The organism is Sorangium sp. KYC3313 (assembly GCF_052075895.1).
Classification (GTDB): Bacteria; Myxococcota_A; Polyangia; order Polyangiales; family Polyangiaceae; genus Sorangium; species Sorangium cellulosum_B.
On sequence record NZ_CP197255.1, the window covers coordinates 12,128,534 to 12,151,687 of the forward strand.

19 protein-coding genes are annotated in these 23,154 nt (G+C 73.3%); 11 read left to right on the forward strand and 8 right to left on the reverse strand.

Going from position 1 to position 23,154, the window contains the following annotated elements; translation table 11 throughout:
* Positions 1–392: 392 nt before the first annotated feature.
* Positions 393–3,554 (forward strand): VWA domain-containing protein, encoded by a 3,162-nt coding sequence (locus ACSRUE_RS46160; RefSeq protein WP_441289119.1) that lies wholly within the window; start codon positions 393–395, stop codon positions 3,552–3,554.
* A 48-nt stretch (positions 3,555–3,602) separates the two neighbouring features.
* On the opposite strand, the gene ACSRUE_RS46165 is transcribed toward ACSRUE_RS46160, so the two are convergent.
* Positions 3,603–4,997, reverse strand: a complete 1,395-nt coding sequence (locus ACSRUE_RS46165; RefSeq protein ID WP_441289120.1) for a styrene monooxygenase/indole monooxygenase family protein — start codon at positions 4,995–4,997, stop codon at positions 3,603–3,605.
* 634 nt (positions 4,998–5,631) lie between these two features.
* Between ACSRUE_RS46165 and ACSRUE_RS46170 the strand changes: the two genes are divergently transcribed.
* Genes ACSRUE_RS46170 through pyrE form a run of 4 tightly spaced genes read left to right on the forward strand, consistent with a single transcriptional unit; the run spans position 5,632 to position 7,715 of the window.
* Positions 5,632–6,060 (forward strand): bactofilin family protein, encoded by a 429-nt coding sequence (locus tag ACSRUE_RS46170; RefSeq protein WP_437761876.1) that lies wholly within the window; start codon positions 5,632–5,634, stop codon positions 6,058–6,060.
* A gap of 54 nt (positions 6,061–6,114) precedes the next feature.
* Entirely contained in the window at positions 6,115–6,429 is a 315-nt protein-coding gene (locus ACSRUE_RS46175) for a bactofilin family protein (RefSeq protein WP_012233083.1), read from the forward strand.
* A 3-nt stretch (positions 6,430–6,432) separates the two neighbouring features.
* On the forward strand, positions 6,433–7,140 hold the full coding sequence (locus ACSRUE_RS46180) for a bactofilin family protein (RefSeq protein ID WP_441289121.1): 708 nt from the start codon (positions 6,433–6,435) through the stop codon (positions 7,138–7,140).
* On the forward strand, positions 7,137–7,715 hold the full coding sequence (gene pyrE, locus ACSRUE_RS46185) for an orotate phosphoribosyltransferase (RefSeq protein WP_441289122.1): 579 nt from the start codon (positions 7,137–7,139) through the stop codon (positions 7,713–7,715). Before ACSRUE_RS46180 ends, pyrE begins: the two co-directional genes overlap by 4 nt.
* A gap of 89 nt (positions 7,716–7,804) precedes the next feature.
* Here pyrE and glyQ read toward each other — a convergent pair whose 3' ends face one another.
* A complete protein-coding gene (glyQ, locus tag ACSRUE_RS46190; protein WP_441289123.1) occupies positions 7,805–8,752 on the reverse strand; it encodes a glycine--tRNA ligase subunit alpha in 948 nt (315 codons plus the stop codon).
* 245 nt (positions 8,753–8,997) lie between these two features.
* On the opposite strand from glyQ, the gene ACSRUE_RS46195 reads away from it, so the two are divergent.
* Together ACSRUE_RS46195 and ACSRUE_RS46200 are read left to right on the forward strand one after the other, a co-directional pair.
* Complete coding sequence (locus ACSRUE_RS46195; protein ID WP_441289124.1) at positions 8,998–9,564, forward strand: MarR family winged helix-turn-helix transcriptional regulator; 567 nt, start codon at positions 8,998–9,000, stop codon at positions 9,562–9,564.
* Positions 9,565–9,625: 61 nt separating this feature from the next.
* Positions 9,626–11,452 (forward strand): chloride channel protein, encoded by a 1,827-nt coding sequence (locus tag ACSRUE_RS46200; protein ID WP_441293200.1) that lies wholly within the window; start codon positions 9,626–9,628, stop codon positions 11,450–11,452.
* 5 nt (positions 11,453–11,457) lie between these two features.
* Here the strand turns inward: ACSRUE_RS46200 and ACSRUE_RS46205 are convergent, their stop codons facing one another.
* Together ACSRUE_RS46205 and ACSRUE_RS46210 are read right to left on the reverse strand one after the other, a co-directional pair.
* A complete protein-coding gene (locus ACSRUE_RS46205; protein WP_437761881.1) occupies positions 11,458–12,672 on the reverse strand; it encodes a pyridoxal-phosphate-dependent aminotransferase family protein in 1,215 nt (404 codons plus the stop codon).
* Between the two features lie 390 nt (positions 12,673–13,062).
* Positions 13,063–13,320 (reverse strand): GlsB/YeaQ/YmgE family stress response membrane protein, encoded by a 258-nt coding sequence (locus ACSRUE_RS46210; RefSeq protein ID WP_437761882.1) that lies wholly within the window; start codon positions 13,318–13,320, stop codon positions 13,063–13,065.
* A 433-nt stretch (positions 13,321–13,753) separates the two neighbouring features.
* On the opposite strand from ACSRUE_RS46210, the gene ACSRUE_RS46215 reads away from it, so the two are divergent.
* A complete protein-coding gene (locus tag ACSRUE_RS46215) occupies positions 13,754–14,053 on the forward strand; it encodes a CsbD family protein (protein WP_437943745.1) in 300 nt (99 codons plus the stop codon).
* Between the two features lie 130 nt (positions 14,054–14,183).
* On the opposite strand, the gene ACSRUE_RS46220 is transcribed toward ACSRUE_RS46215, so the two are convergent.
* Positions 14,184–15,551: a sigma 54-interacting transcriptional regulator gene (locus tag ACSRUE_RS46220; protein WP_441289125.1), complete on the reverse strand. Its 1,368-nt coding sequence runs from the start codon at positions 15,549–15,551 to the stop codon at positions 14,184–14,186.
* Positions 15,552–15,937: 386 nt separating this feature from the next.
* On the opposite strand from ACSRUE_RS46220, the gene ACSRUE_RS46225 reads away from it, so the two are divergent.
* The 3 genes from ACSRUE_RS46225 to ACSRUE_RS46235 are packed head-to-tail and all read left to right on the forward strand — an operon-like array spanning position 15,938 to position 19,146.
* Entirely contained in the window at positions 15,938–17,323 is a 1,386-nt protein-coding gene (locus tag ACSRUE_RS46225) for a cystathionine beta-synthase (protein ID WP_441289126.1), read from the forward strand.
* A gap of 34 nt (positions 17,324–17,357) precedes the next feature.
* A complete protein-coding gene (locus tag ACSRUE_RS46230; RefSeq protein WP_012233072.1) occupies positions 17,358–17,627 on the forward strand; it encodes an acyl carrier protein in 270 nt (89 codons plus the stop codon).
* Between the two features lie 10 nt (positions 17,628–17,637).
* Positions 17,638–19,146 carry an AMP-binding protein gene (locus tag ACSRUE_RS46235; protein WP_441289127.1) on the forward strand — a complete coding sequence of 503 codons (1,509 nt, stop codon included), beginning with the start codon at positions 17,638–17,640 and terminating at the stop codon, positions 19,144–19,146.
* Positions 19,147–19,377: 231 nt separating this feature from the next.
* Here the strand turns inward: ACSRUE_RS46235 and ACSRUE_RS46240 are convergent, their stop codons facing one another.
* From ACSRUE_RS46240 to ACSRUE_RS46250, 3 genes are all read right to left on the reverse strand, one after another.
* Positions 19,378–19,845: a carboxymuconolactone decarboxylase family protein gene (locus ACSRUE_RS46240; RefSeq protein ID WP_441289128.1), complete on the reverse strand. Its 468-nt coding sequence runs from the start codon at positions 19,843–19,845 to the stop codon at positions 19,378–19,380.
* Positions 19,846–20,155: 310 nt separating this feature from the next.
* A complete protein-coding gene (pdxR, locus tag ACSRUE_RS46245) occupies positions 20,156–21,694 on the reverse strand; it encodes a MocR-like pyridoxine biosynthesis transcription factor PdxR (RefSeq protein ID WP_441289129.1) in 1,539 nt (512 codons plus the stop codon).
* Positions 21,695–21,773: 79 nt separating this feature from the next.
* Positions 21,774–22,940, reverse strand: a complete 1,167-nt coding sequence (locus ACSRUE_RS46250) for a hypothetical protein (RefSeq protein ID WP_441289130.1) — start codon at positions 22,938–22,940, stop codon at positions 21,774–21,776.
* Positions 22,941–23,154: the final 214 nt, after the last annotated feature.

Sequence of the window (23,154 nt, forward strand, 5' to 3'; positions counted from 1 at the left end):
GATCTCTCCTGCCCCGGCTGCGCGGCCTCGCCGCGCCACGACCGCTCTTCACCGCGCCAAGCAGACGGCGTGCCATCCCTGACAAACATGGAAAGGTGCTCCGATGCGCCGGAGCGCCCCATGAAACCCGCGCGACACCGACAGAGACGCCCCACGGCTGCGCCCATGGGGCACTCGGCCACACCCGCCGAAGCGGCGTCCCCGGGCCCCCGCAAAGATGATTTACTGCGGCTCCCCCGCATGCGGACCGAACGGAGGCCTCCCTGATCCCGGCGGCCGCGCTGCGCGCCCTCCCCTGCGCCGCCACGCTCGCCGGCGCGCTCGTCTTCGCGGCGCTGCTGCGCCTCGCCCTCCGGCGCGGCGCGCTCCGCCGCCCGATCCTGCTCGGCTGGATGGTGGCTGGCGCCCTGCCGGCGCTCTACGTGGGCCTCGTCTGGTGCGGCCTGCTCCCGGACGCCTATCTCCGGCTCGCGCGGCCCTGGGGCGCGCTGCTCGCGCTGGGCGCCACGTCGTTCATCGCGCTCCGGTACCTCGCGCACGCGCTCGCCTCGGCGTACGCCCGCCGGCAGGGGGCGTGGCGCGCGCGGCTCGGCGACTTCCTCGCCCCCTTCGCCGCGTTCGCCGCGGCCATGGCCGTGGCCGGGCCAGAGCTTGGCCGGCCACTCGACCGGCTCACCGTCCTGATCGCAATCGATCGCAGCCGCTCGATCGACCTCGTGCCGAGCGCCGACCGGCGCGTCGCGCAGGAGCTCTCCGTCGCCGAGCTCGGCATGCGCGAGGACGATCGGATCGCCACCATCGCGTTCGCCGCGGGCGCGGCGACCGAGGATCCGCCGCGCCCGCGCTCGCAGCTCGCGGCCCCGCAGCGGGTCGCGCTCGGCCGGGACGGGACGGACCTCGCCGCCGGCATCCGGCGCGCGCTCGCCGAGGTGCCGCCGGACTCCGCGGCGCGCGTCGTGCTGCTCAGCGACGGCGTCGCGACCCGCGGCGACACGATGGCCGCGGCGGCCGCCGCCGTCGCCGCCGGCCTCCCGATCGACGTGATCCCGCTCGAGCAGCGGCTCGTCCCCGACGTCCGCGTGGTCGCCCTCCGCGCGCCCGCGCGGGCCGACGAGGGTGAGGCGCTCGATCTGCGGCTCGTCACGTCGTCGCCGTCCCCGGCCGAGGTCGAGATCCGCCTCCGCCGCGACGGCGAGCTCATCGCCCGCACCGAGGCCTCGATCGCCGCGGGAGAAGACGTGCTGCGCATCCGGGAGAAGGCGCCGGGGCCCGGGCTGCACCGCTACGACGTCGAGATCACCGCGAAGGATCCGAGGCTCGACGAGGCGGCCGAGGACAACGCGGCGAGCGCGTTCCTGCGCGTCCGCGGGGCCGCGGCGGCCCTCGTGCTGGAGGGCGACGCCGGGCAGGGCGCGTTCGTCGCGCGGGCGCTCGCGGACGGCGCGTTCCGCGTGGACGAGGGCGGCCTGAGCCGCGTCCCCGCCGATCTCGGCGAGCTCGCCGGTTACGACGTCGTGGTGCTCAGCGACATCCGCGCGTCGGATCTCTCGCCGGGCCAGATCGACGCGCTCGCGAGCTACGTCCGCGACCTCGGCGGCGGGCTCCTCCTGATGGGCGGCGATCGCAGCATGGGGCCGGGCGGCTACGCGCGGACGCCGCTCGAGGAGATCTCGCCCGTCGCGTTCGACCTGAAGCAGGAGCGGCGGCGGGCGAGCCTGGCCGAGGTGATCGGCATCGACATCTCCGGGTCGATGGCGGCGACCGCCGGCGCCCACACGAAGCTCGAGCTCGCCAACGAGGCCGCCGCCCGGTCGGCCTCGCTGCTCGGCCCCGGCGATCGGCTCGGCGTCGCGCACGTCGACACGGCGGTGCGGTGGAGCGTGCCGCTCGGGCCGGTCGCGGACGGCGCCGCGATCGAGAAGGCGATCCGCGCCGTGGGCCCGGGCGGCGGCGGCATCTACGTCGACATCACCCTCGAGGCGGCCTACCAGGCGCTCGACCGGGACACCTCGAGCCTGAAGCACGTGCTGCTCTTCGCCGACGGGTCGGACGCGGAGAACATGGGGCCGTGCCGCGCGATGGTGGAGGCGGCGATGCGCCGCGGGACGACGACGAGCGTCGTGGCGCTGGGCCAGGGCAACGACGTGCCGGAGCTCGAGGCGCTGTCGCGCATCGGCGGCGGCCGCTTCTACCTCGTCGAGGACGCCACGCGGCTGCCCGCGGTGTTCACGCAGGAGACCATCATGGCGGCGAAGAGCGCGATCGTGGAGGAGCCGTTCCACGTCGCGCTGGGCGCGCCGTCGTCGATCACCGCCGGCGTGCCGTTCGGCGAGGCGCCGCCGCTCGGGGGCTACGTGGTAACGGTCGCCAAGAGCCGGTCCACGGTGTTGCTGTCCGGGCCGGAGGGCGATCCGGTGCTCGCCGTGTGGTCGGCGGGGCTCGGCCGGGCCGCCGCGTTCACGAGCGATCTCAAGGGCCGCTGGGGCGCCGCGTGGACGCGCTGGCCCGGCGCGGCGCGGATGATCGCGCAGGCCGCGCGCGACGTGACGCGCAAGGAGGAGGATCCGCGCGTGCGCCTGGAAGCGGACGCGTCGGGCGGCGAGCTGTCGGTGCGGGCGAGCGTGATCGGCGACGACGGGCGTGCGCAGTCGTTCCGCCGGCTGGTCGTGCACGTCGCGGGGCCCGACGGCTTCTCGCGAGAGCTGCCGCTCGAGGCGACGGGCGCGGGCGCGTACACGGCGAAGCTTCCGCTATCGCGGCCGGGGACCTACGTGGCGGTGGCCCGGGACGAGCTCACGGGGGAGGCCGTCGGGACGACGGGAGCGGCGATGACCGCCGGCGAGGAGCTGCGCCCGACGGGCAGCGATCTGTCGCTGCTCGGGCGGATCGCGGAGTTCACCGGGGGCAAGCGGCGCGACACGCTCGCGGGCATCTTCGAGGATCGGGCGTCGAAGCGCTTCGCGTACCGGGACGCGACGCCGAGCCTTGTGTTCTTCGCCGCGCTCGCGCTGCTGCTCGCGGTGGCGGCGCGGCGGCTCGCGCTGCCGGAGGCGGCGGCGGCGTGGCTCGCGCGGGCGGGAGAGCGGCTCCGCGCGGCGCGGTGGGGAGCCGCCGCGGAGCCGGCCGCCGCGGGCGCGACCGTGGGAGCGCTGCTGTCGGCTCGGGAGCGGGGGCGCGAGCGGCGCGGGGGCGCGCAGGCGGGACCGGCGCTGGGCGATGACGGGCGCGGCGGGGGCGCGCAGGCGGGGGCGATGCCAGGGAGGACAGCGCCAGCGCCGCCTGCGGGGGCGCCGGGACCTCAACCTGGGTCGGCGGCGTCGTGGCCTCAACCTGGTTCGTGGCCTCGACCTGGGCCGGCGGCGGGGCCCCAACCTGGGTCGGCGCCGGGGCCTCAACCTGGGCCGGCGGCGGGGTCTCAACCTGGGTCGGCGCCGGGGCCTCAACCCGCGCCCCCGGAGAGCGGACACGCAACGGGCGCGGGCGGCGCGGCGCCGGAGGGACGACCGCTCACGGCGGCGGAGAAGATCTTGGCGCGGCGTCGTGGGCGGAGGTGACGCGACTCATGACGGAGAACTTCTTGTGGTTTCAACCCGTTTGTCGCTCTAGGCGAGCGCTCCGCCGGCGTGCACCGGCGCTGCCGGGTGTCCCGGCGGGAGCCCGATGCGCTGCCGCACCTGCGCGATGCCGACGCCCACGCCCCCTGCTGCGAGCGCGAGCGGCCACGGCTTCCCGGTCGTCTGCCGGATGAACGCGCGCACCCGCCCGACGTCCTCGAGGACCGCCGTCAGGCGCGCCGGATCGTTGAAGTTGTTCACGAAGGCGTTGGCGAGCGCCTGCTGCCCGCTCGTGTTGTCCGCCCGCCCGTCGCTGCCGTATTGCGCCATGAGGAGGTGGGCCATCGGGGGCGACACCCCGGCGAGCAGGATGTTGTTGAACCGGTCGGTGGGCCCGCCGTGCCGCGCGTAGAAGCGATCGAAGGTGCGCGTCATCCAGTCGGCGTCGAACGGGCGCTCGCCGTGCTGCACGATGCACTCGACCAGGTTGCGCGCCATCTTGTTGCCGTTGTTGGCGCCCTGGCCGCCGATCGGATCGATCGACATCGCCGTGTCGCCCAGCGGCGTCACGATCCGGCCGGAGGGCAGCCGTCCGACGGGCTTGCGCACCGCGGGGACGACCCGCCCGTTCTGCCATCCGTGCTTGTCCGACAGCTCGGCGCTCCTGAACCACTCGTAGTCCCAGGGGATGAGCTCCTTCATCAGCCCCTTGGCGATCGCGACGATCTCCTCGCCTGACCTCGCGCCCTGGAACCTGTCCAGCGGCCCTCCGGGCACCGCCTCGAAGAGACAGTTCCAGCTCGGTCCCACGTCCTTGTGGTGGTAGGGCACCCAGAACGCCTCCCCGAGGCCCGCGAACAGGTTGAACTTGACCGGCAGCATCGGGATGCCGTCGAACCCGAGCTTCGGGCCGGTCACGCACATCATGACGACGTTGCGCTGCGCCTCCGTGTGGACGTTGCGCGCGGCGTCTCGCTCGAACAGGTTGCACAGATCGCCGCGTCCAGCAGCGACGACGGTGAGGTCGTTCTCGGCGGCGATCGTGTCGAGCCGCGCGATCGTGACGGGCTCGATCACGATCTTGCCGCCTCGCCGCTCGAGCTCGAGCATCCACCGGTGGCTCTGGAGCCGGAGATCGATCGCCAAGAAGGGCCGCTCCAGGCGCCCCGCGAGCGTCAGGAGGCGGTTGCCCGGGGCGGCGCACGCGGTCACCTGGGCGCCGTGGCCCTGGGGCGCGGCGTCTTCCCAGAAGGCCAGGCCGAGCTCGCGCTCGAACGCGAGCGCCACGTCGAACCGCGCCGCGATGCCGGTCGGCTTCGACTCGTTGAGCCACTGCTCCGGCGTGCGATCCGAGTACAGCGTCACCTCGTAGCCGGCCTTCACCAGGCCGTGCGCCGCGAGCAGCCCGGCCTGTCCAGACCCCACGATAGCTATCTTCCGCATGAGGAACCCCCGCGTTGGTTGGTCTGCGCTCGCCCCCACGGGCGACGCGCGCCGAGCCATCCGAGTCGGTTCGCCGTCAGGGCCACAGCAGGCGTCGCGAGCAAGGAAAGCCCAGTCAAGAGAGACCGTATCACCCGAGCCAGCCCCGCAGGAAGCGCCCCCCTCGCGCGCTCGCAAGCGCCGTCGCCGCGCATCGCCGCGCATCGTTCCCCGTTCCCCTCGCGCGCTCCCCTTCCGCGTTCCCCGCCGGAGAGAGCCCTCGGGGGAGGGGGCGTCGCGCGGGGGGGCGAGGGGGAGGGCCCCACGAACCCGAGCGCCGGCCCGCACCGCAGCGACGCCTCACGGACTCCCCACCTCCGTACAGCCGGCCATTGCCACCAAAAGGCGCGAGTTCGTGGGAGGGCCCCCTCGCCCCCCCGCGCGACGCCCCCTCCCCCGAGGGCTCCGCTGCAGTCGGTCCATGGAGCGAGCCAGCCACCGAGGCCGCCCGCCGGTTGCGAGGCGCAGCCGCTTGGAGTAGCGTCCGCGCCGCCGCGGGGCCGGGCGATCCAGTTCGCCCAGCTCCAGCGGACGAGCCGGGCGTCTGGTGCGCGCCCCGGCTCGCGCGGCTCCCTCCCGCGCACAGGAGACGAGAATGGCCCGAGGTTCGACAACGACGCGCAGCGAATCGGACGCTGCCGAATCGCTCATCGGACGGGGCGCCCGCATCCGCGGGCGCGTCCATGGCGACGGCTCGCTCCGGGTCGAGGGGAGCGTCGAGGGCAACATCCAGCTGTCTGGCGACCTCGAGATCGAGGACGGGGCGACGGTCACCGGCGACGTCGAGGCGAGCTCGCTCGTCGTCTCCGGCCAGCTCACGGGGGACGTGGCGTCGCGCGGCCCCGTCACGATCCGGGCGACCGCGCAGTACGCCGGAAACGTGGGCGGCAGCGAGGTGATCCTCGAGGAAGGCGCGGCGTTCGCCGGCCGCATCGAGGCGGAGTTCGACCTCCCGGCCGAGCTCTCGGAGCGGACGACCGGCGGGCGCGGGCAGGCCCCGCGGCGTGAACCGGCAGGGCGGTAGCGCGCGTTGACGGACGAAGAATCGCGCCGCGAGGGCGCGGCGAGGAGCACGAACGTGGCGGGTACGATCATCGGAAACGGGCTCACGATCGAGGGCGAGATCACCTCCGACGAGGAGGTGATCGTCGCCGGGACGGTGCGCGGAAAGCTCACCGTCGAGGGGCCTCTCACCATCGACGCAGGGGCGCTGATCGAAGCGGACATCGGGGCGGCGTCGCTCCAGGTGGGCGGCAACGTGACCGGCAACGTCACGGCGGCCGATCGCGTCGATCTGCTCGCCGGCGGTCGCCTCGTCGGCGACGTGAAGGCGTCGCGGCTGACCATCGCGGACGGAGCCTCGTTCAAGGGCAACGTCGACATGGACGTGTAGCCGATGACCGCCCAGTCCTCGATCGGGCCGACGACGGCCATCCGCGGCAACGTGCAGGGCGACGGGGATCTCGAGATCCTCGGCCGCGTCGAGGGGAGCGTCGTCATGACCGGCGACGTGACCATCGGCGAGGGCGCGCTCATCCAGAGCGACGTCCGCGGGCGGCGCGTCGTCGTCCGCGGCGCCGTCGCCGGGAACATCTCCGGCGACGAGGCCGTGATCCTCGAGCCCGGCGCGCGCGTCGTCGGCGACCTCGGCGCGCCGCAGATCGGCATCCACGCGGGCGCCCTGGTGCGCGGCAACGTCACCACCGGCGCGCCGCTCGCCGCGGCCCCCGCCCCCGCCCCGGCGCGGGCCGCCGCCGCTGCACCAGCGCCGCGCGCCGCGGCGGCGCGTCCGGCGCGCGCGCCGGCGGAGCAGCGCGCGCCTGCGCCGCCCGCCCGGCCTGCGCCGCGCGCCGCGCCTGCCCCCGCGCGCCCCGCCCCGGCGGCGCGCCCCGCCCCGGTCGTCGAGGCGAGGCCCGCTCCTGCGCCGGAGCCGCGCCTCGCGGCCGTTCACGACGACGAGGAGGCCGATCTGTCGGCCTCGGCCGCCGGCGAGGGGGACGAGCCCGAGGCGGCCGAGGGCGCCGGCGGGCCGCCGCCGCCCGTGGTCCCCGCGCTCCGGAAGGGGGCCGCGAAGGCCTCGCTGCGCAAGCGGGGCGGCCGGTGAGCGCCGCCGGCGCCTCGGAGCAGGAGCGGCTCGTCGCGCTGCTGCGCGAGCGCTCGTTCGAGCAGAAGCGCGTCGTCCTCGCGTCCGGCCGGGAGAGCGACTTCTTCATCGATTGCAAGCAGTCGGTGCTGACCGCCGAGGGCCACGCCCTCGTCGGCTCGCTCATGTTCGAGGCGCTCGGCGCGCTCCCGCGGTGCGAGGCCGTCGCCGGCGTCGAGCTCGGCGGGTGCCCCCTCGCGAGCGCTGTGTCGCTCACGAGCTTCCTGCGCGGCCGCCCCCTCCCCGCGCTCTACGTGCGCAAGGAGGTCAAGGACCACGGCTCGCGGCGCCTCGTCGAGGGCGATCGCGGCCTCGTGCCCGGGATGCCCGTCGCGATCCTCGAGGACGTGATCACGACGGGCGGCTCGACGCTGAAGGCGGTCGAGAAGCTGCGCGCTGCGGGCGCCTCGGTGGTCGGCGTGATCGCCCTTGTCGACCGCCTCGAGGGCGGCGCGGAGGCGATCCGCGCGGCGGGGCTGCCGGTCGTCGCGATCTGCACCCGCCGCGACTTCATCCCGGACAACCCGCCCGGCTGAGGCTGCGCGACGCGCGGCCCGGCCGAGACGACGGCGCGCTGCCCGCCGCCTCGGCCGCGGTGCGCTGCTCCGCCGCCTCGGCTGCGGCGCTACTCCGCCGCCTTCGCCTGCTGCTCGCCGAGGAGCGGGTAGCCGAGCGCCTCGCGCTGCGCGACGTACGTCTCGGCGACCGCCCGCGCGAGCGCGCGGACCCGGCCGATGAAGCGCTGCCGCTCGGTGACGCTGATCGCGCCCCGCGCGTCGAGGACGTTGAAGCGGTGGGCCGCCTTCACGACGAAATCGTAGGCCGGGAGCACCAGCGCCTTCTTCGGATCGATCGCCGCCCCCTTCGCCGCCGGATCCGCGCCCCGGTACAGGAGCCGCTTCACCTCGGCCTCGCAGACGTCGAACGCCGCGAAGTGCTCGGCGATGTCGGCCTCCTCGAAGTTGTAGGTCGACCACTCCCACTCGGCGCGCTGGTAGATGTCCCCGTAGCGCACGATCTTCCCGCCCCTGTCCGAGTAGACGACGTCGTAGATGCTGTCCTTGTCCTGCAGGTACATCGCGATCCGCTCGAGCCCGTAGGTGAGCTCGCCGGACACGGGGCGGCAGTCGATCCCGCCGATCTGCTGGAAGTAGGTGAACTGCGAGATCTCGAGCCCGTCGATCCACACCTGCCAGCCGAGCCCCCACGCCCCGAGCGTCGGCGACTCCCAGTCGTCCTCGAGGAACCGAACGTCGTGATCGAGCGGGTTCGTGCCGATCGCCCGCAGCGACTCCAGGTAGAGGTCCTGGATGTCGATCGGGCTCGGCTTGAGGATCACCTGGAACTGGTGAAACTGCTGCATACGGTTCGGGTTCTCCCCGTAACGACCGTCCGCGGGCCGCCGGGAAGGCTCGACGAAGGCCACATTCCAGGGCTCGGGGCCGAGCGCGCGCAGGAACGTCGCCGGGTTGAAGGTGCCGGCGCCGACCTCCGAGTTGTACGGCTGCACGATGAGGCAGCCGCGATCGGCCCAGAACTTCTGCAGGGTGACAATGAGGTCTTGGAAGGTCATGGGAGGGCCGGTTCTTAGCCTGGATCGCCCGCGCAGGCGACGCCCCGCGTAGCGTCACCCGCACGGTCCGCCCGGCGCGCTGCCTCCGGGCCCGCGCGCCGCGCGCCGGACGCCGCACCGCCGCCATCCACCGCCGCCCGCGACCGCCCCGTCGAGGACGGCCCGCCTGGATCCGCCCCTGCCCCGCGGAGGCCCGCAGACTGCTTGCGGTTGACCGGCGAGCGGCGTAGGTTCCGCGCAATTATATGGGAGCCCATGGTTCTTCGACGGCGCGCCGGAAGAGCCCCGCGCGGCAGGCCCCCGGCGGGCCCGACGCGCAGCGGGTCATGGATGCGATCCGCGCGATCGTGCAGCGCCTGCGCGTCTCGTCGCGCGCGTGCGAGCGGCAGCTCGGCCTGAGCAGCGCGCAGCTGTTCGTGCTGCAGCAGCTCGATCAGGCCGCCGCGTCCTCGATCGCCGAGCTCGCGCAGCGCACGCTGACGCACCAGAGCTCGGTGTCGGTCGTTGTGACGCGCCTGGCCGAGCGGGGGCTGGTCACCCGGCGCGCCTCGCTCGAGGACGCGCGCCGGACCGAGATCTCGCTCACCCCAGCCGGCCGCGCGCTGCTCCGCCGCGCGCCCCGCACCGCCCAGGCCGAGCTCGTCATCGCCGTCGACCGCCTGCCCGTCGACGAGCGCAGCGCGCTCGCGCAGAGCCTCACCACCCTCGCCCGGGCGCTCGGCGTCGGCGACGAGGCCCCCCCGCTGTTCTTCGAAGGCGAGGAGACCCCCGCCGGAGCCAAACCCAAAGCGACACACCGCGAGGAGAGCTGAATTGTCCAGATTGAACGGCCCGCCCCCACCAGTCACCGAGAGCATCCCTGTCGCCCCCTCGATGGGCCCGACCCTCGAGGACCTCCGCGTCCCCGCCCCCAGCGCCGCCGTCGACCGGCGGGTCGTCCTCGTCAGCGGCCTCGCGATCGTGCTCGGCGGCGTGGCCTTCCTCGCGGCGGAGCTGCTCACCGCGCTCATCGCCGTCATCACGAACCTCGCGTTCTTCGGCCGGCTGTCCGCCGCCCCCGCGTCGCCGGCCGAGCACAACCTGGGCCTCCTCGTGCTCGTGGTGCCGATCGCCGGCGCGCTCGTCGTCGGCGTGATGGCGCGCTACGGCTCGCAGGCGATCCGCGGCCACGGCATCCCGGAGGCGATGGAGCAGGTGCTGTTCAACCAGAGCCGCATCCCGCCGCGGATGACGCTGCTCAAGCCGCTCTCCGCGGCGATCGCCATCGGCACCGGCGGTCCGTTCGGCGCGGAGGGCCCCATCATCGCCACCGGCGGCGCGCTCGGCTCGCTGGTCGGGCAGCTGCTCCGGATCACCGCGGACGAGCGCAAGACGCTGCTCGCCGCGGGCGCGGCGGCGGGCATGTCGGCGACCTTCGGCAGCCCGGTGGCGGCCGTGCTGCTCGCGATCGAGCTCCTGCTCTTCGAGTACCGCCCGCGCTCCGTGATCCCCGTCGCCCTCGCCGCGACAACGGCGACGGCGGCGCGCCTCTGCGCGGGCCACACCGCGCCCGCGTTCGAGATGGCGTCCGTGGCGCCCTCGACCGGCCCCGCGCTCGCCTTCTACATCGTGCTCGGCGCGGCGCTCGGCCTCGCGGCGACGGGCGCCACCCGCGCGATCTACGCGATCGAGGAGGCGTTCGAGCGGCTGCCGTTCCACTGGATGTGGTGGCCGGCGATCGGCGCCGTCGCGATCGGCGTCGTGGGTTACTTCGCGCCCCAGACGCTGGGGGTCGGGTACAGCAACATCGACGACATCCTGAGCGGCCGCCTGGCGCTCGCCGCGCTCGTGTCGCTGTCGCTGATGAAGTTCGTCTCCTGGTCGATCGCGCTCGGCAGCGGCACCTCGGGCGGGACGCTCGCGCCGCTCTTCACCGTCGGCGGCGGGCTCGGCGCGATGCTCGGCTTGGCCGCGACCGCGCTCCTCCCCGGGCTCGGCGTGGACGCGCGCGTCGCCGGGCTCGTCGGGATGGCGGCGATCTTCGCGGGCGCGTCCCGGGCGCTCCTCGCGTCCGTCGTCTTCGCCTTCGAGACGACCCGGCAGCCGATGGGGCTGCTACCACTGCTCGGCGGCTGCAGCGCGGCCTTCCTCGTCTCCAGCCTGCTGATGCGGCACTCCATCATGACGGAGAAGATCGCCCGCCGCGGCGCGCGCGTGACGGTCGAGTACGCGGCCGATCACCTGGCGCAGATCACCGCCGGCGAGGCCGCCTCGCGCCCCGTCGTGACGCTCGCCGCCGACGATACGGTCGAGGCGGCCCGCGCCTTCCTGCTGTCGCAGGCGGCGGGCTCTCGCCACCAGGGCTTCCCGGTCGTGGACGACCGGGGGGAGCTCGTCGGCGTGGTCACCCAGCGCGATGTGCTCACCGAGCAGGCCGGTACCATCTCGATCCGCCACCTGGTCCGGCGGCCGCCCGCCGTGGTGTTCGAGGACAGCTCCCTGCGCGAAGCCGCCGATCACATGGTCACCGAGGGGGTGGGGAGGCTCCCTGTCGTGTCCAGGCATGCCCCCCGCAAGGTCCTCGGGATCCTGACGCGCAGCGACCTGCTCGACGCGCATCGGAGCCGGATCGACGCCGGCCAGCGCCGCGAGCAAGCCCTTGCCGCCGCGAGGCGCGCAGGTCCGGCCATCCCGGACCGCGCCACCGTGGGGCAGAGCTAGTCCAGCTAGTCCACGAAGTAATCGCGATCGCCTGCCAGCCCCTGCTCGAGCGCGGCCATTCCCTTGGCGACGTCGAGCTTCACGCCCTCTCGCTGGAAGCTCATGCCCATCGCGTAGAGCGTCTTGAACAGGTTGTGCGAGCGGCACTGCTCGCCCATCTGGCCCACACGCACGATGTTGAGGCCGAAGGCGCCCGAGATCTCGACGCGGAAGGCCTTGGTCATGTACTCGCGGATCCGCGCGCTGTCGACGCCGGGCGGCAGCTTGATGGCGAGCACGCTGTTGAGGCGCACGTCCTTCGACGCGAACAGCTCGAGCCCCATGGCCTCGAGGCCCGCCTGCATGGCCAGAGAGCTCATCTCGTGGCGACGGAACCGCCGCTCGAGCGTCTCCTCGCAGACGAGGCGCAGCGCCTCGTGCAGCGCGAGCACGCCGGGCACCGGCGCCGTGTAGTGGTACTGCTGGTAGCCCCAGAACCGCTGCGCGCGCGTCGCGTCGTAGCACCAGTGCGGGCGCGGCAGGGGGCGCTCCTCGACGACCTTCCACGCGTCCTGCGAGAACGCGCAGGCCGAGACGCCCGGGATCGACGACAGCGCCTTCTGCCCGCCGACGATGCCGACGTCGATGCCCCACTCGTCCATGTGCACCGGCATGGCCGTGAGCGTGACCACCGCGTCGACGATCGTGAGGGCGCCCTGCGCCTTCGCGAGCTTGCAGATCTCCGGCATCTCGACCATGCGGACGCCGCAGGACGTCTCGCCGTGCGCCATCGTGACCACGTCGTAGCGCTGCTTCTTCATCGCCTCCCGCACGTCCGCGAGCGTCACGGGCCGCCCGGGCGGCCCCTCGAGGAACGTGACATCGGCGCCCACGCCGAGCGCCATCTCGCCGAGGCGCCCGCTGAACGTCCCCACCTTCAGGCAAAGGACCTTGCGCCCGGGCCAGCACAGGTTCGCCACGGCCATCTCCATCGCCGCGGACGCGGGCCCGGCGAGGCCGAGGATCTTGTCGCTGCGCGTCTGGAACGCATAGGCCGCCATGTACTTCACGTTCTGGATGACGCGATCCATGGTGGGGCCGAGGTGATTGATGATGACCCCGTTCGCCTGGGCCACCGCCTGCGGGATGGGCACTGGACCGGCGCCCATGAGCAGCAGCGGTTCGGACGGCAGGATCGCGGCGAGGGGCGTGATCGGCGGGGGCAGGATCGAGAACGACATGGCCAGGACCTTGGGTAAAAGCGCGGAGCGCGCTAGCAAGCCCAAAGCCTCCTGCGGCGTCAAGCGTTACCCGGCGAGCGGGCGCGGCGCCGGGGGAAACGCGGCGCCGGACTGAGCGCAGGCCGCCGAAGGCCCTGCTCGTCGTACGCCCCTGGGGGATGGGCCGCGCGACGAGCAGGGCCCCTCCGGCCGGCCGAGCGGGACGGAGCGCGCCGCGCCGCCCGGGCCGAGATCGCGCTCACGGGCCGCGTCGCCTCCTCCGCAGCTCCTGCTCCCGGCCCGAGGTGCTCCCGGATGTTACAGATCGGGGCGGCGGATCCAGAGCGCCTTCATGCAGCGCCGCGGGCCGGTATCGGGCGTGGCGCCTCAAGCGAGGATCGCCCCGCCCGCTCATGCCACCGTACGGCGCCGCACGATCGCCTGATAGCCGGCGGTCAGCAGGATGGCGCCGATGAGCGACATGAAGAAGCCGGCCGGCTCACCCTCACGGTACATGAACAACATGCGGCCGAGCAGCCCGCCGATGAAGGAGCCGACCACGCCGATGATCATCGAGACGACCCACCCGCCCGGCTCCCGTCCAGGGACGATGAGGCGCGCCAGAGCACCGACGACGAGGCCAAACAGGAGAAAGAGAATGAACGACATGGTGAACCTCCCAGAAAGGAGCGAGGCGCTCCTCGTTGCTATGCAGGCTGTTCAGCAAACGCCGCGCCACGCCCTGGAGTCCCGGCTCTCCACAGACGCCCAGCCGAGCTGAACGCCGCGGACAGAGCGCTCGCATCACCGCATTCACCGCGAAATCCGACCGCAGCGCGGCGCGCCCCCGGGAGAGCGGGGGCCGTCCGGTCGGAGCGAGGGATTGCTTGCTTGTCCGACGCGTGGCGTATTGCCTCAGGTGAGCCGAGAGGCAGAGCGCGGGCGAGGTAGCCTGCCCCAATCGCCCTTCCGCGTCCTCGAAAAGGCCGTTTGCGATGGGATGGCGCACCGGTTGCTAGATCTCGAGGTTGCCAATGCGAGGTCGACGGCGGCGGCGCGCAGCAGAGAGGCTCTGCGGCGGCCGCGCCACGAGGAGGATGCAATGAGCAACGCAAGCGATCGCAATGAAGGGGCCGCCGAAGAGCTGGGCGGCAAGATCAAGAAGGGCCTCGGCCAGCTGCTCGGCGACGAGCAGATGGAAGCGGAGGGCCGCGCCAAGGAGCTCCGGGGAAAGGGACAGAAGGAGGACGCCAAGGCGAACGAGCGCGCGGAGGGCGCGATCGAAGAGGCCGCCGGCGCGATCAAGAACCGAGTCGGCAAGCTGGTCGACGACGAGCAGATGGCCGCCGAAGGGAAGGCCAAGGAGCTCAAGGGAGAGAACCGGCAGAAGGCCAATCAGTAACCAGCGAGAGGGCGCGCCCTGGCGCCGCCCGCCGGAGCTCCGGCGGGCCGCCTCCGGCGCCGCCCTGGCCGGTCACCCCTCACCAGACGCGCGCGCGGCCGTCTCCGGCGCTGGCCCGCGGGCCCGGCCGTCACGCCTCCGTCGCCGAGACGCCGTGCCGCTGGAGGAGCTCGCGCAGGTGGCTGCGGTCCATCCGCGCCGCGCGGGCGGAGCGCGAGAGGTTGCCGCCGTTCGCGCGCACGAGCGACGTGAGGAACGTGCGCTCCCAGCGCGCCACGGCGCGCTCCTTCGCCTCGCGGAACGACAGGCTGAGCTCGTCGTCCCGGGGCGCCGGGAGCGCCGGAGCGCCGCTGTCCGCCCCCTCGGAGCCCATCATGGCTTCGCGGAACAGCGCGGGATCGATCATCAGCACCGCGCGCTCCACCGCGCCGCGGAGCTCGCGGACGTTGCCCGGCCAGTCCTGCCGCATGAAGGCCTCCAGCAGCTCGCCGGGGGGGCTCTGGTCCTGCCCCTGCGCGAGCTGCCGGTAGAAATGCGCGGTGAGCAGCGCGATGTCGTCGGGGCGCTCGCGCAGCGCGGGGACGCGGAGGCGGACGATGTTGAGCCGGTAGTAGAGATCCGACCGGAAGTTTCCGCGGTTCACCTCCTGGCGGAGATCGCGGTTGGTCGTCGCGATGACCCGGATATCGAGCTTGGTCGGCTCGATGGTGCCGATGCGCCGGATCTGCCGCTCCTCGAGCACGCGCAGGAGCTTCGGCTGCATGTCGAGCGGGAGCTCGCCCATCTCGTCGAGCAGCACGGTGCCGCCCCGCGCCGCCTCGAAGGCGCCGGCGCGCGCCGCCTGCGCGCCCGTGAACGCCCCCTTGGCGTGCCCGAAGAGCTCGGCCTCGATGAGCGTCGGCGGGATGGATCCGCAGTCGATCACGACGAACGGCCCCCCCGCGCGCGGGCTGCTCTCGTGGATCGCCTCGGCGAGCAGGCCCTTGCCCGTGCCTGTCTCGCCCTCGATCAGCACCGTCGAGTCCGACGCGGCGATCCGCGGCAGCGCCCCGAAGATGCGGCGCATCGCGGCGCTCTGCCCGAGCACCCGGCCGAACCGCTCCTCGTCGCCGAGCGGCTCGCGGATCTCCTCGGCCAGCGGCTCGAAGCGGAGCGTGGACTGCCCGACCCCGAGCGAGGCGCCCGGCAGGAGATAGGCCGCCTCGACGCGGAAGCCGGAGAGGGTCGTGCCGTTCTTGCTGCCGAGATCGCGGAGCAAGAACCCCCGCGGGGTGACCGAGATCACGCAATGGTGCCGCGACACCGCCCGGTCGGTGAGGATGAGCTGGTTGCCGGGCGCCGTGCCGATCACGAACTCCGTCGCGTCCGACGTCTGGGACGCCCCGGCGTCCGGGCCGGCGGTCACCTGCACGCGGAAGCGGCTGAACGCGATCTCCCTGGAGCGGACCTTGAGGAGCGCCGTCTCGGCGCTCGGGTGGATCTTCGGCTCGGACGCCATTTCGCCACTCTACCACAGGGAGCGCTGCGCGAGATCGCCCGCCGGCCCGCTCGCCCCGGCGCGCGCAGCAGCGCCGCGTGGCGTTGACGTCAGCGCGCCAGCGCCGCGCCCCGACGGCTCGCCCCGGGAGAGCGCTGGCTCGCCACCGTCAGGGCCTTTGAACCCGTCACGATAACGTGCCGGATAGGGGCAATATGGGCCCCATCGTAAATACCATTTCTTTTGTCGTCCCTTCCGGAAGGATAGGAGGGGTGACCGGCGGCCGGGCGCGGCAGTCACGGCAGGCGCGCGCTCACCGGCGCCGTGGCGAGCCCGCTTCTCGCGGCGCCGCCGCGCCCGCGTGCTCCCCTTGTCGCTGCGGCGCGCGGCGGCTAAGAGGTCTCCCCATGATGCGAGGCGCGCGCAGCGATATCACGAAGGCCGTCGGCGACACGCCGATCGTCAAGCTGAACCGGGTCACGGAGGGGCTCGAGAGCGACATCTATGTGAAGTGCGAGTACCTGAACCCGGGCGGCAGCCACAAGGATCGGGTCGCGCTGAACATGATCCGCGACGCCGAGGCGAACGGGCTCAAGCCCGGCGGGACGATCGTCGAGGCGACCAGCGGCAACACGGGCGCCGCGCTCGCCATGGTCGCGGCCATCCGTGGATACAAGTGCGTCTTCGTCATGCCGGACAAGATGTCGCAGGAGAAGATCGCGACGCTGCGCGCCTATGGCGCCCGCGTCGTGGTCTGTCCCACCGCCGTCGAGCCCGACGACCCGCGCAGCTACTACCAGGTGGCGAAGCGCATCGCCGACGAGACGCCGAACTGCTTCTACGCGAACCAGTACCACAACCCGTCGAACCCCGAGGCCCACGTCCGGTCCACCGGCCCCGAGATCTGGGCGCAGTGCGGCGACGAGCTCGACGTCTTCGTCGCCGGCATGGGGACAGGGGGCACCCTGAGCGGCATTGGCAAGTTCCTCAAGGAGAGGAAGCCGGAGATCAAGATGGTCGGCGTCGACCCGGTCGGCTCGCTCTATTACGATTACGTGAAGACCAAGCGGATCACGAAGCCGTTTGCCTACAATGTCGAGGGGATCGGCGAGGATTTCTTCCCGAGCACGATGAACCTCGAGATCATCGACGAGATCATCCGGGTCGACGACAAGGAGTGCTTCCTCATGACGCGGGACCTCGTGCGGCTCGAGGGCCTCTTCGTGGGCGGCTCCGGGGGCGCGGCGGTGGCCGGCGCGATCAAGTACGCGCGGCAGAGCGGGAAGAAGGAGAACATCCTCGTCCTTTTGCCCGACGGCGCGTCCAAGTACATCTCGAAGATCTTCAATGACGACTGGATGCGAGAGAACGGCTTCCTCGAGGAGGACAAGGGCCTCGGGACGGTGCGCGACCTGCTCGCCGTCAAGCCCAGCGGGGCGGTGGTCACCGCCGACGCGAACGCCCGGGTCCGCGAGGTCATCGACATGATGAAATCGCACGGGATAAGCCAGCTCCCGGTGACCCAGGACGGCAAGCTGCGCGGCATGGTCCACGAGATCGACCTGCTCCGGCACCTCGTGACGGGGAGCGGCACGCTCGACTCGAGCATCGGCGGGCTCGTCGAGAGCGACTACGCGACCGTGACGCCCGCGACGAAGGTCGAGCTCCTGAAGGGCGTCCTGAGCGACGCGAAGATCGCGCTCGTCGTCGACAAGGAGACGGTGCTCGGCGTCGTGTCCAAGATCGACCTCATCGACTATCTTGCCCGCAAGGCGACGCCGGCCATCGGCTGAGCGCCCGGGCTCCGGCTGGAAAGGGACCATTGCGGTGACCTACGATCTCGACACGGTGCGGCGCGCGCTGCACGACCATATCGCGAAGGAGATCCTGCTGCGCAAGGCGCCGCTCGCCCTGGACGAGGATCTGTTCGCCGGCGGGTCCGGCTTCGACTCGATGTCGCTCACGCGGGTGCTCGTGTTCATCGAGCAGCGCTTCGGCGTGAAGATCCCGGACGAGGAGGTGGACCTCGACGCGGTGTCGACCGTGGACAGCATGGCGCGCTTCGTCGCCGGCCGCATCGCGGCCGCGCAGGGCTAGCGGGGAGCGCGTGGCCGGCACGTTCCGCCTGCGCGCCGAGGACCTGGCCGCGCGCGGCGACGCCATCGCGCTCGCGTCGCGCGGCGCCGCGATGACCTACGCCGAGCTCGCGGCGCGCGCGGCGGCCGTGGGCGCGGCGCTCGCCGGGGCCGGCGTGCGCCCGGGGGACCGGGTGGCGCTGCTCTCGCTGGGCCGGGCGCACGACGAGCCGGTGGCGCTCGCCGGGGTGCTCACGGCCGGCGCCGTGGCGGTCCCGCTCGACGCGACCGCGCCGCCGGCGCGGCTCGGGCGGATCGCGCGGGCCCGGGGGTGCCGGGCGCTCGTGCTCGACGCCGCGGCCGCGGGCCTCGCGGACGGCATCGACGCCGAGCTCGGCGGCGGCCTGCCGCGCGTGGAGCTCGACGCCGAGGGGCGCGCGCTGCGCGGGGCCGCGCGCGCTGACGCGGGCGGCGACGGCGGCGTCTGCGACGACCGCGCGCAGGACGTCGCGTGCATCCTGCACACCTCGGGAAGCACGGGCGAGCCGAAGCCGGTCCCCATCACGTGGGCCGGGCTCGACGCGTTCACGGCCTTCTGCATCGACCTCGTCGGGCTCACGCCGGCGGATCGGGTCCTCCGCGTGGCCGAGCTCGTCTTCGATCTCGCCTGGTTCGACCACCTCGCGACGTTCCGCGCCGGCGCGACGCTCGTGACGATGGCGCGGCGCGACCTCGCCTCGGGCCGCGCGCTCCGCGACGCGGTGAGCGCGCTCGCGCCGACGGTCATCTACGGCGTGCCCTCGATGTTCATGAAGCTCGTCGCGGCGCTCCCCGCGGCGGACGCGGGCGCGCCGGCGCCGGCTTTCGCGCTCTCGCCCCCCGTGCGCGCCATCCTCTTCGCCGGCGAGGTCTTCCCGCCGCGCGAGCTCGCGGCGCTCGCGGCGCGGGCGCCCGGCGCGGCGCTTTACAACCTGTACGGCCCGACCGAGACGAACGTCTGCACGTTCCACCGGGTCGACCGCGCGGCGCTCGACGGGGCGAGCGAGGTCCCGATCGGCGTCGCGTGCCCCTACGCCGCCTGCGCGCTGCGCGCGCTGGACGCGGACGACGAGAGCGGCCGGGTCATCGAGGGCCCCGGGACGGGCGAGCTCGTGGTCTCGGGGCCGACGACCGTGGACGGCGGCCCGTACCGGACCCGCGACCGGGTGGAGCGCAAGGCCGACGGGCTCTTCTACTTCCGCGGCCGCATCGACCGGATGGTGAAGATCCGGGGCTACCGGGTCGAGCCGGGCGAGGTCGAGGCCGCGCTGGCGTCGCACCCCGCGGTGCGCCAGGCCGCGGTGATCGCCGTGGAGGACGCGCGGCTCGGCAAGACGCTGCGCGGCTTCGTCGCCCTCGCAGGGGACGCGGACGACCGCTCGCTCAGGCTGTACCTTGCGGAGCGGCTGCCCCCGTACATGGTCCCTGAGAAGATCGTTGCGATGGACGAGCTGCCGCGGACGTCGACGGGGAAGATCGATTACCGCGCGCTGCCCGGGTGAGCAAACATCACGGCTTCTTTCTCAGGCTCATGCGCGTGCGGGAGCGAGCCCTCCAACCGCCCTCTGGCACACTCGAGGAGTACGCGCGGTGTAAAGGGCATCCCGCGGGGCGCGCGCCGAGGGCTCACCGCATGAGAAATTAGCAGACATTGGGCTTGCCGATGGATAGCGCCGTGCGCGGCCACGAAGGCGAGGCCGCGCAGGACCAAGGCGGCGCGGCCGCGCGCCGGCTCACGCCTGCTCCCGCTTCGCCGACCTGTGGGAGCCAGGCACGGCCCGGGTGGCGAGCACCACGCGGTTCCAGGCGTTGATCGTCACCACGGCCCAGGTGAGATCCATGATCTCCCGCTCCGAGAAGTGCTGGCGTACGGCGTCATAGACGCGATCGGGCACGTGCTCTGCCGCGACGAGCGTCACCGCCTCGACCCACTCGAGGACGGCCCGCTCGCGCTCGCTGTAACAGGGCGCTTCGCGCCACGCGCTCAGCATGTAGAGCCGCCGCTCGTCCTCACCTGCGGCCCGCGCTTCCTTCCAGTGCAGATCGATGCAGTAAGCGCAGCCGTTGATCTGCGAGGCGCGGAGAAACACGAGGGAGATCAGCGTCTTCTCCAGCCCGCAGCGCTTGACGTAGGAGCTCAGCCCGAGCATCGCTTGATACGCCTCGGGGGCGACGCTCTCGTAATTCATGCGTGACTGCATGGGTCCATCCTCCGTGGTTTCCCTCCGCCCGCGCCGGCCACCCCGCGCGCGGGCACCTGGCACGACTGCGGGAGGTCGCCCTGAGAAGCGAACCGCCAAGACGCCGAGGCTGCCAAGAAACCAGGGAAATAAGAGGGGAATGCCGGGACGGCCCTCCCCCTCTTCTCTTGGCGGCCTCGGCGCCTTGGCGGTCTTTCTGCTGATCCGGGGCAACTTCCCGCAGTAGAGCTAGAACGCACTTTCTAGGCAGCGCGCCGGGCGAGCGCGAGATCCACTTCGTCCCGATCGGCTGGATCCACGTGCGGGGCGCTCAGCGCTGGCGCAGCGCGGCCTTCAGCCGCCGGACGCCCTCGGCGATCTCGTCCTCGGGCAAAGCCGCATAGCCGAGCAGCAGGGCTCCCCGTCCGGCGGAGCGCGCGCGAAGCTCGGACAGCGCGACGCACCGCACGCCGCTCGCCGCCGCGCGCTCGGCCGCAGCGCCGTCCGCGCGCCCGGTAGGCAGCCAGCCGAGGAGGTGCATGCCGGCGGGCGCCGGGCCGACCTCGAGCAGCCCCGACAGCTCTCGCTCCGCCGCCGCGACCAGCGCGGCCTGGCGCCGCTCGTACAGCACGCGCATGCGGCGCACGTGGCGCGCGAAGTGGCCCTCGATCATGAAATCGGCCAGGACCGCCTGCTCCAGCGAGGGCGACGACACATCGGCCAGCGCCTTGGCCGCGACGAACGCGTCGACCAGCCCCTCCGGCACCACGAGGTAGCCGAGCCGCAGCGACGGCGAGAGCACCTTGCTGAATGTCCCCGCGTAGATCACCCGCGCGCCCGGCGACAGGCCCTGAAGGGCGGCGAGCGGCCGGCCCGCGTAGCGGAACTCGCTGTCGTAGTCGTCCTCGAAAACCCAGCCGCTCGACGACCTCGCCCAGTCGAGGAGCGCGCGTCGGCGCTCGAGGCTCATCGTCACGCCCAGCGGGAACTGGTGCGCCGGCGTCACGACGGCGAGCCGCGCCGAGCGCGATCGCCGGACGGCCGTCGCCACGTCGAGCCCCTCGCTGTCCACCGGGACCGGCACCGGCGTCGCCCCGGCCGCGATCAGGGCGCTGCGCGCCGCGGTGTAGCCCGGATCCTCGACCCAGACCGGATCGCCGGGATCGAGCAGCACCTCGGCAGCGAGCGAGATCGCCTGCTGGGCGCCGCTGACCACGATGACCTCGTCCGGCGTGCACCGCACGCCCCTCGCGGTGACGAGGTAGTCGGTGATCGCCCGGCGCAGCGGCGCGTACCCCTGCGGCTCGCAGCGCGTCAGGAGCGCCTGCCACGAGCGGTCCCAGCGCCGGCTCATCAGCCGGCCCCAGGCGGCGGCGGGGAAGGCGTCGAACGCGGGCACGCCCACCTGGAACGCCCAGCCGGCAGGACCGCGCGGCGCGGTGGCGCGCAGGAACGGCGACGCCGCCCCCGCCACGAGCGCGCCGCGCCGCGAGAGGGAAGCGCCATCCAGCGAGGGCGCTGGCCGCGGCTCGGAGCTCGGCCGGGCGAGCAGGACGCGCTCCGGCGGCGCGTCGGCGACGTACGTCCCGGAGCCGATCCGGCCGCGCAGGTACCCCTCCGAGAGGAGCTGCGCGTACGCCCCGAGCACCGTGTTGCGCGACAGGCCGAGGTGCGCCGCGAGCGCCCGGGTCGACGGCAGCTTGCTCCCGGACCGCAGCCGCCCGGCGACGATCGCCCCGCGCACCGCCTCGTAAACCTGCCGGTGGAGCGGGGCGCTCGACGCCGGATCGAGCACCACAGCCGCCACCGCGCCCGCGGGCGGAGAGGTCCGCCGCGGCCGCTTCGCCGAGGTCTTCCGCGTCAACGACACGCTCTCCGACGCCTCGGAGGAGGGTCGGGGGAGGGCTCGCCGGGCGGCCCGCGCCGCCCGCCCCTCCCGCCGGGGCGCGTCAGTGCGCCCCGATCTTCGCGCCCGCGCTCGCGCGGGCCGACGCCGACGCCTTGAAGCTCGGCTTGGGGATCGAGATCTTCGGCGCCTTGATCTGCACGTTCACGCTCGGCGGCGTCACGCGGACGCTCGGCGCCTTGACGTGCACGTTGGCCTTCGCGTTGGCCTTGGCAGCGGCGCCGGCCCCCGCGTGGACGTGGACCTTCGGGTCGATGTCGGCCTTCGCCTTCAGGTCGGCTTGCGCGAGGGCGTGGACGTGCGCGTCCCAGTCCGTCTTCACGCGCACCTTCACCCGCGGGGCGCGCGCGTGGACGGCGAACGCCGCCCCGGCCCGGTAGCCGCACAGGGCCACCGCCGAGCGACCCGCGTTCCGCACCGCGATGGTCAGCTTCAGCGGATCGGCGGCGAGCGCGAGCTTGCCGGTCAGGTACGCCCCCGCGGTCACCCCCGCGGCCGCGGTCGCGGCCACGTCCGCGGTCGCGACCGCCGGAGCGAGGACGACGACCTGCGGCGCCTCGGCCACCACGCCGAGCGTGATCTTGCGCTCGCCGATGTCGATGGGCTTCAGGTCGGCGTCGAGCACATAGACGCGGACCTCGCCGCTCACCTCGTCGACCAGGAGCTCGAGGCGGTCGTCGCCCACGATCTCGATGCGCCCGCCGTGCGGGCCGAGCTTGCCCTCCGGCAGCCCGAGCTCCGCCGACGCCTTGGCGTTGGCGAAGAGCTCGGCCGTGCCGCCGGCGGGCACGTGCAGCGTCCCGTTCCACGGCTTGCCGGCGACGTTGAGCGTGTAACCGATCTCGGTGAGATCCGCCTCCAGCTTGGGGCCGGCGGCGACCAGGAGGCCGGTCTTCGCGTCGAGCGTGAGCGGCACCGTCTTCTCCCCGGAAGCGTCCTTCCACACCAGCGTGCCGCTGACGTCCTCGCGGATCGGCTTGCCGTCCGGACCCGTGACCGCGGCCTTGACGTTCCCGTCGGCAGCGACAATGAAGGCGGCCTTGCCGCTCTCGTGCTCCTCGACGTAGGCGCCTTCGCCGATCGCCGACTCGGCGGTGGCGGTCACCTCGACCGTCGCGTTCGCCTCAGCCGGCTGCTCGCCCTTGCCGCAAGCAGCCGCGGCGGCGATCAGCAGCAGGGCGAGCACTCCGGAAACCTTGGTGATCTTCATGAAATCCTCCTCTGTACCAGCGAACCCTCGGCGCGAGCCGCGACTTCGCTTGAGCCGAGACGCCGAGGCCTGAACCTCCCCGGGCGCGCCGGCTGCGGAGCCCATCATACGCCGAGATGCCCTGAAAGGCGCGGACGAGCACGAATATCGGTAGGAATCAAAAGATCCAGGGAAACAGAGGTAGGACAATGGCACTCACGGCCGCCAAGCGGCC

Bases quoted from the DNA above. Each gene is read 5' to 3' on its own strand.
- ACSRUE_RS46160 (WP_441289119.1), top strand. From the start codon at position 393: ATGGTGGCTGGCGCCCTGCCGGCGCTCTACGTGGGCCTCGTCTGGTGC.
- ACSRUE_RS46165 (WP_441289120.1), bottom strand. From the start codon at position 4,997: ATGCGGAAGATAGCTATCGTGGGGTCTGGACAGGCCGGGCTGCTCGCG.
- ACSRUE_RS46170 (WP_437761876.1), top strand. From the start codon at position 5,632: ATGGCCCGAGGTTCGACAACGACGCGCAGCGAATCGGACGCTGCCGAA.
- ACSRUE_RS46180 (WP_441289121.1), top strand. From the start codon at position 6,433: ATGACCGCCCAGTCCTCGATCGGGCCGACGACGGCCATCCGCGGCAAC.
- glyQ (WP_441289123.1), bottom strand. From the start codon at position 8,752: ATGACCTTCCAAGACCTCATTGTCACCCTGCAGAAGTTCTGGGCCGAT.
- ACSRUE_RS46195 (WP_441289124.1), top strand. From the start codon at position 8,998: ATGGGAGCCCATGGTTCTTCGACGGCGCGCCGGAAGAGCCCCGCGCGG.
- ACSRUE_RS46200 (WP_441293200.1), top strand. From the start codon at position 9,626: ATGGGCCCGACCCTCGAGGACCTCCGCGTCCCCGCCCCCAGCGCCGCC.
- ACSRUE_RS46205 (WP_437761881.1), bottom strand. From the start codon at position 12,672: ATGTCGTTCTCGATCCTGCCCCCGCCGATCACGCCCCTCGCCGCGATC.
- ACSRUE_RS46210 (WP_437761882.1), bottom strand. From the start codon at position 13,320: ATGTCGTTCATTCTCTTTCTCCTGTTTGGCCTCGTCGTCGGTGCTCTG.
- ACSRUE_RS46215 (WP_437943745.1), top strand. From the start codon at position 13,754: ATGAGCAACGCAAGCGATCGCAATGAAGGGGCCGCCGAAGAGCTGGGC.
- ACSRUE_RS46220 (WP_441289125.1), bottom strand. From the start codon at position 15,551: ATGGCGTCCGAGCCGAAGATCCACCCGAGCGCCGAGACGGCGCTCCTC.
- ACSRUE_RS46225 (WP_441289126.1), top strand. From the start codon at position 15,938: ATGATGCGAGGCGCGCGCAGCGATATCACGAAGGCCGTCGGCGACACG.
- ACSRUE_RS46240 (WP_441289128.1), bottom strand. From the start codon at position 19,845: ATGCAGTCACGCATGAATTACGAGAGCGTCGCCCCCGAGGCGTATCAA.
- ACSRUE_RS46250 (WP_441289130.1), bottom strand. From the start codon at position 22,940: ATGAAGATCACCAAGGTTTCCGGAGTGCTCGCCCTGCTGCTGATCGCC.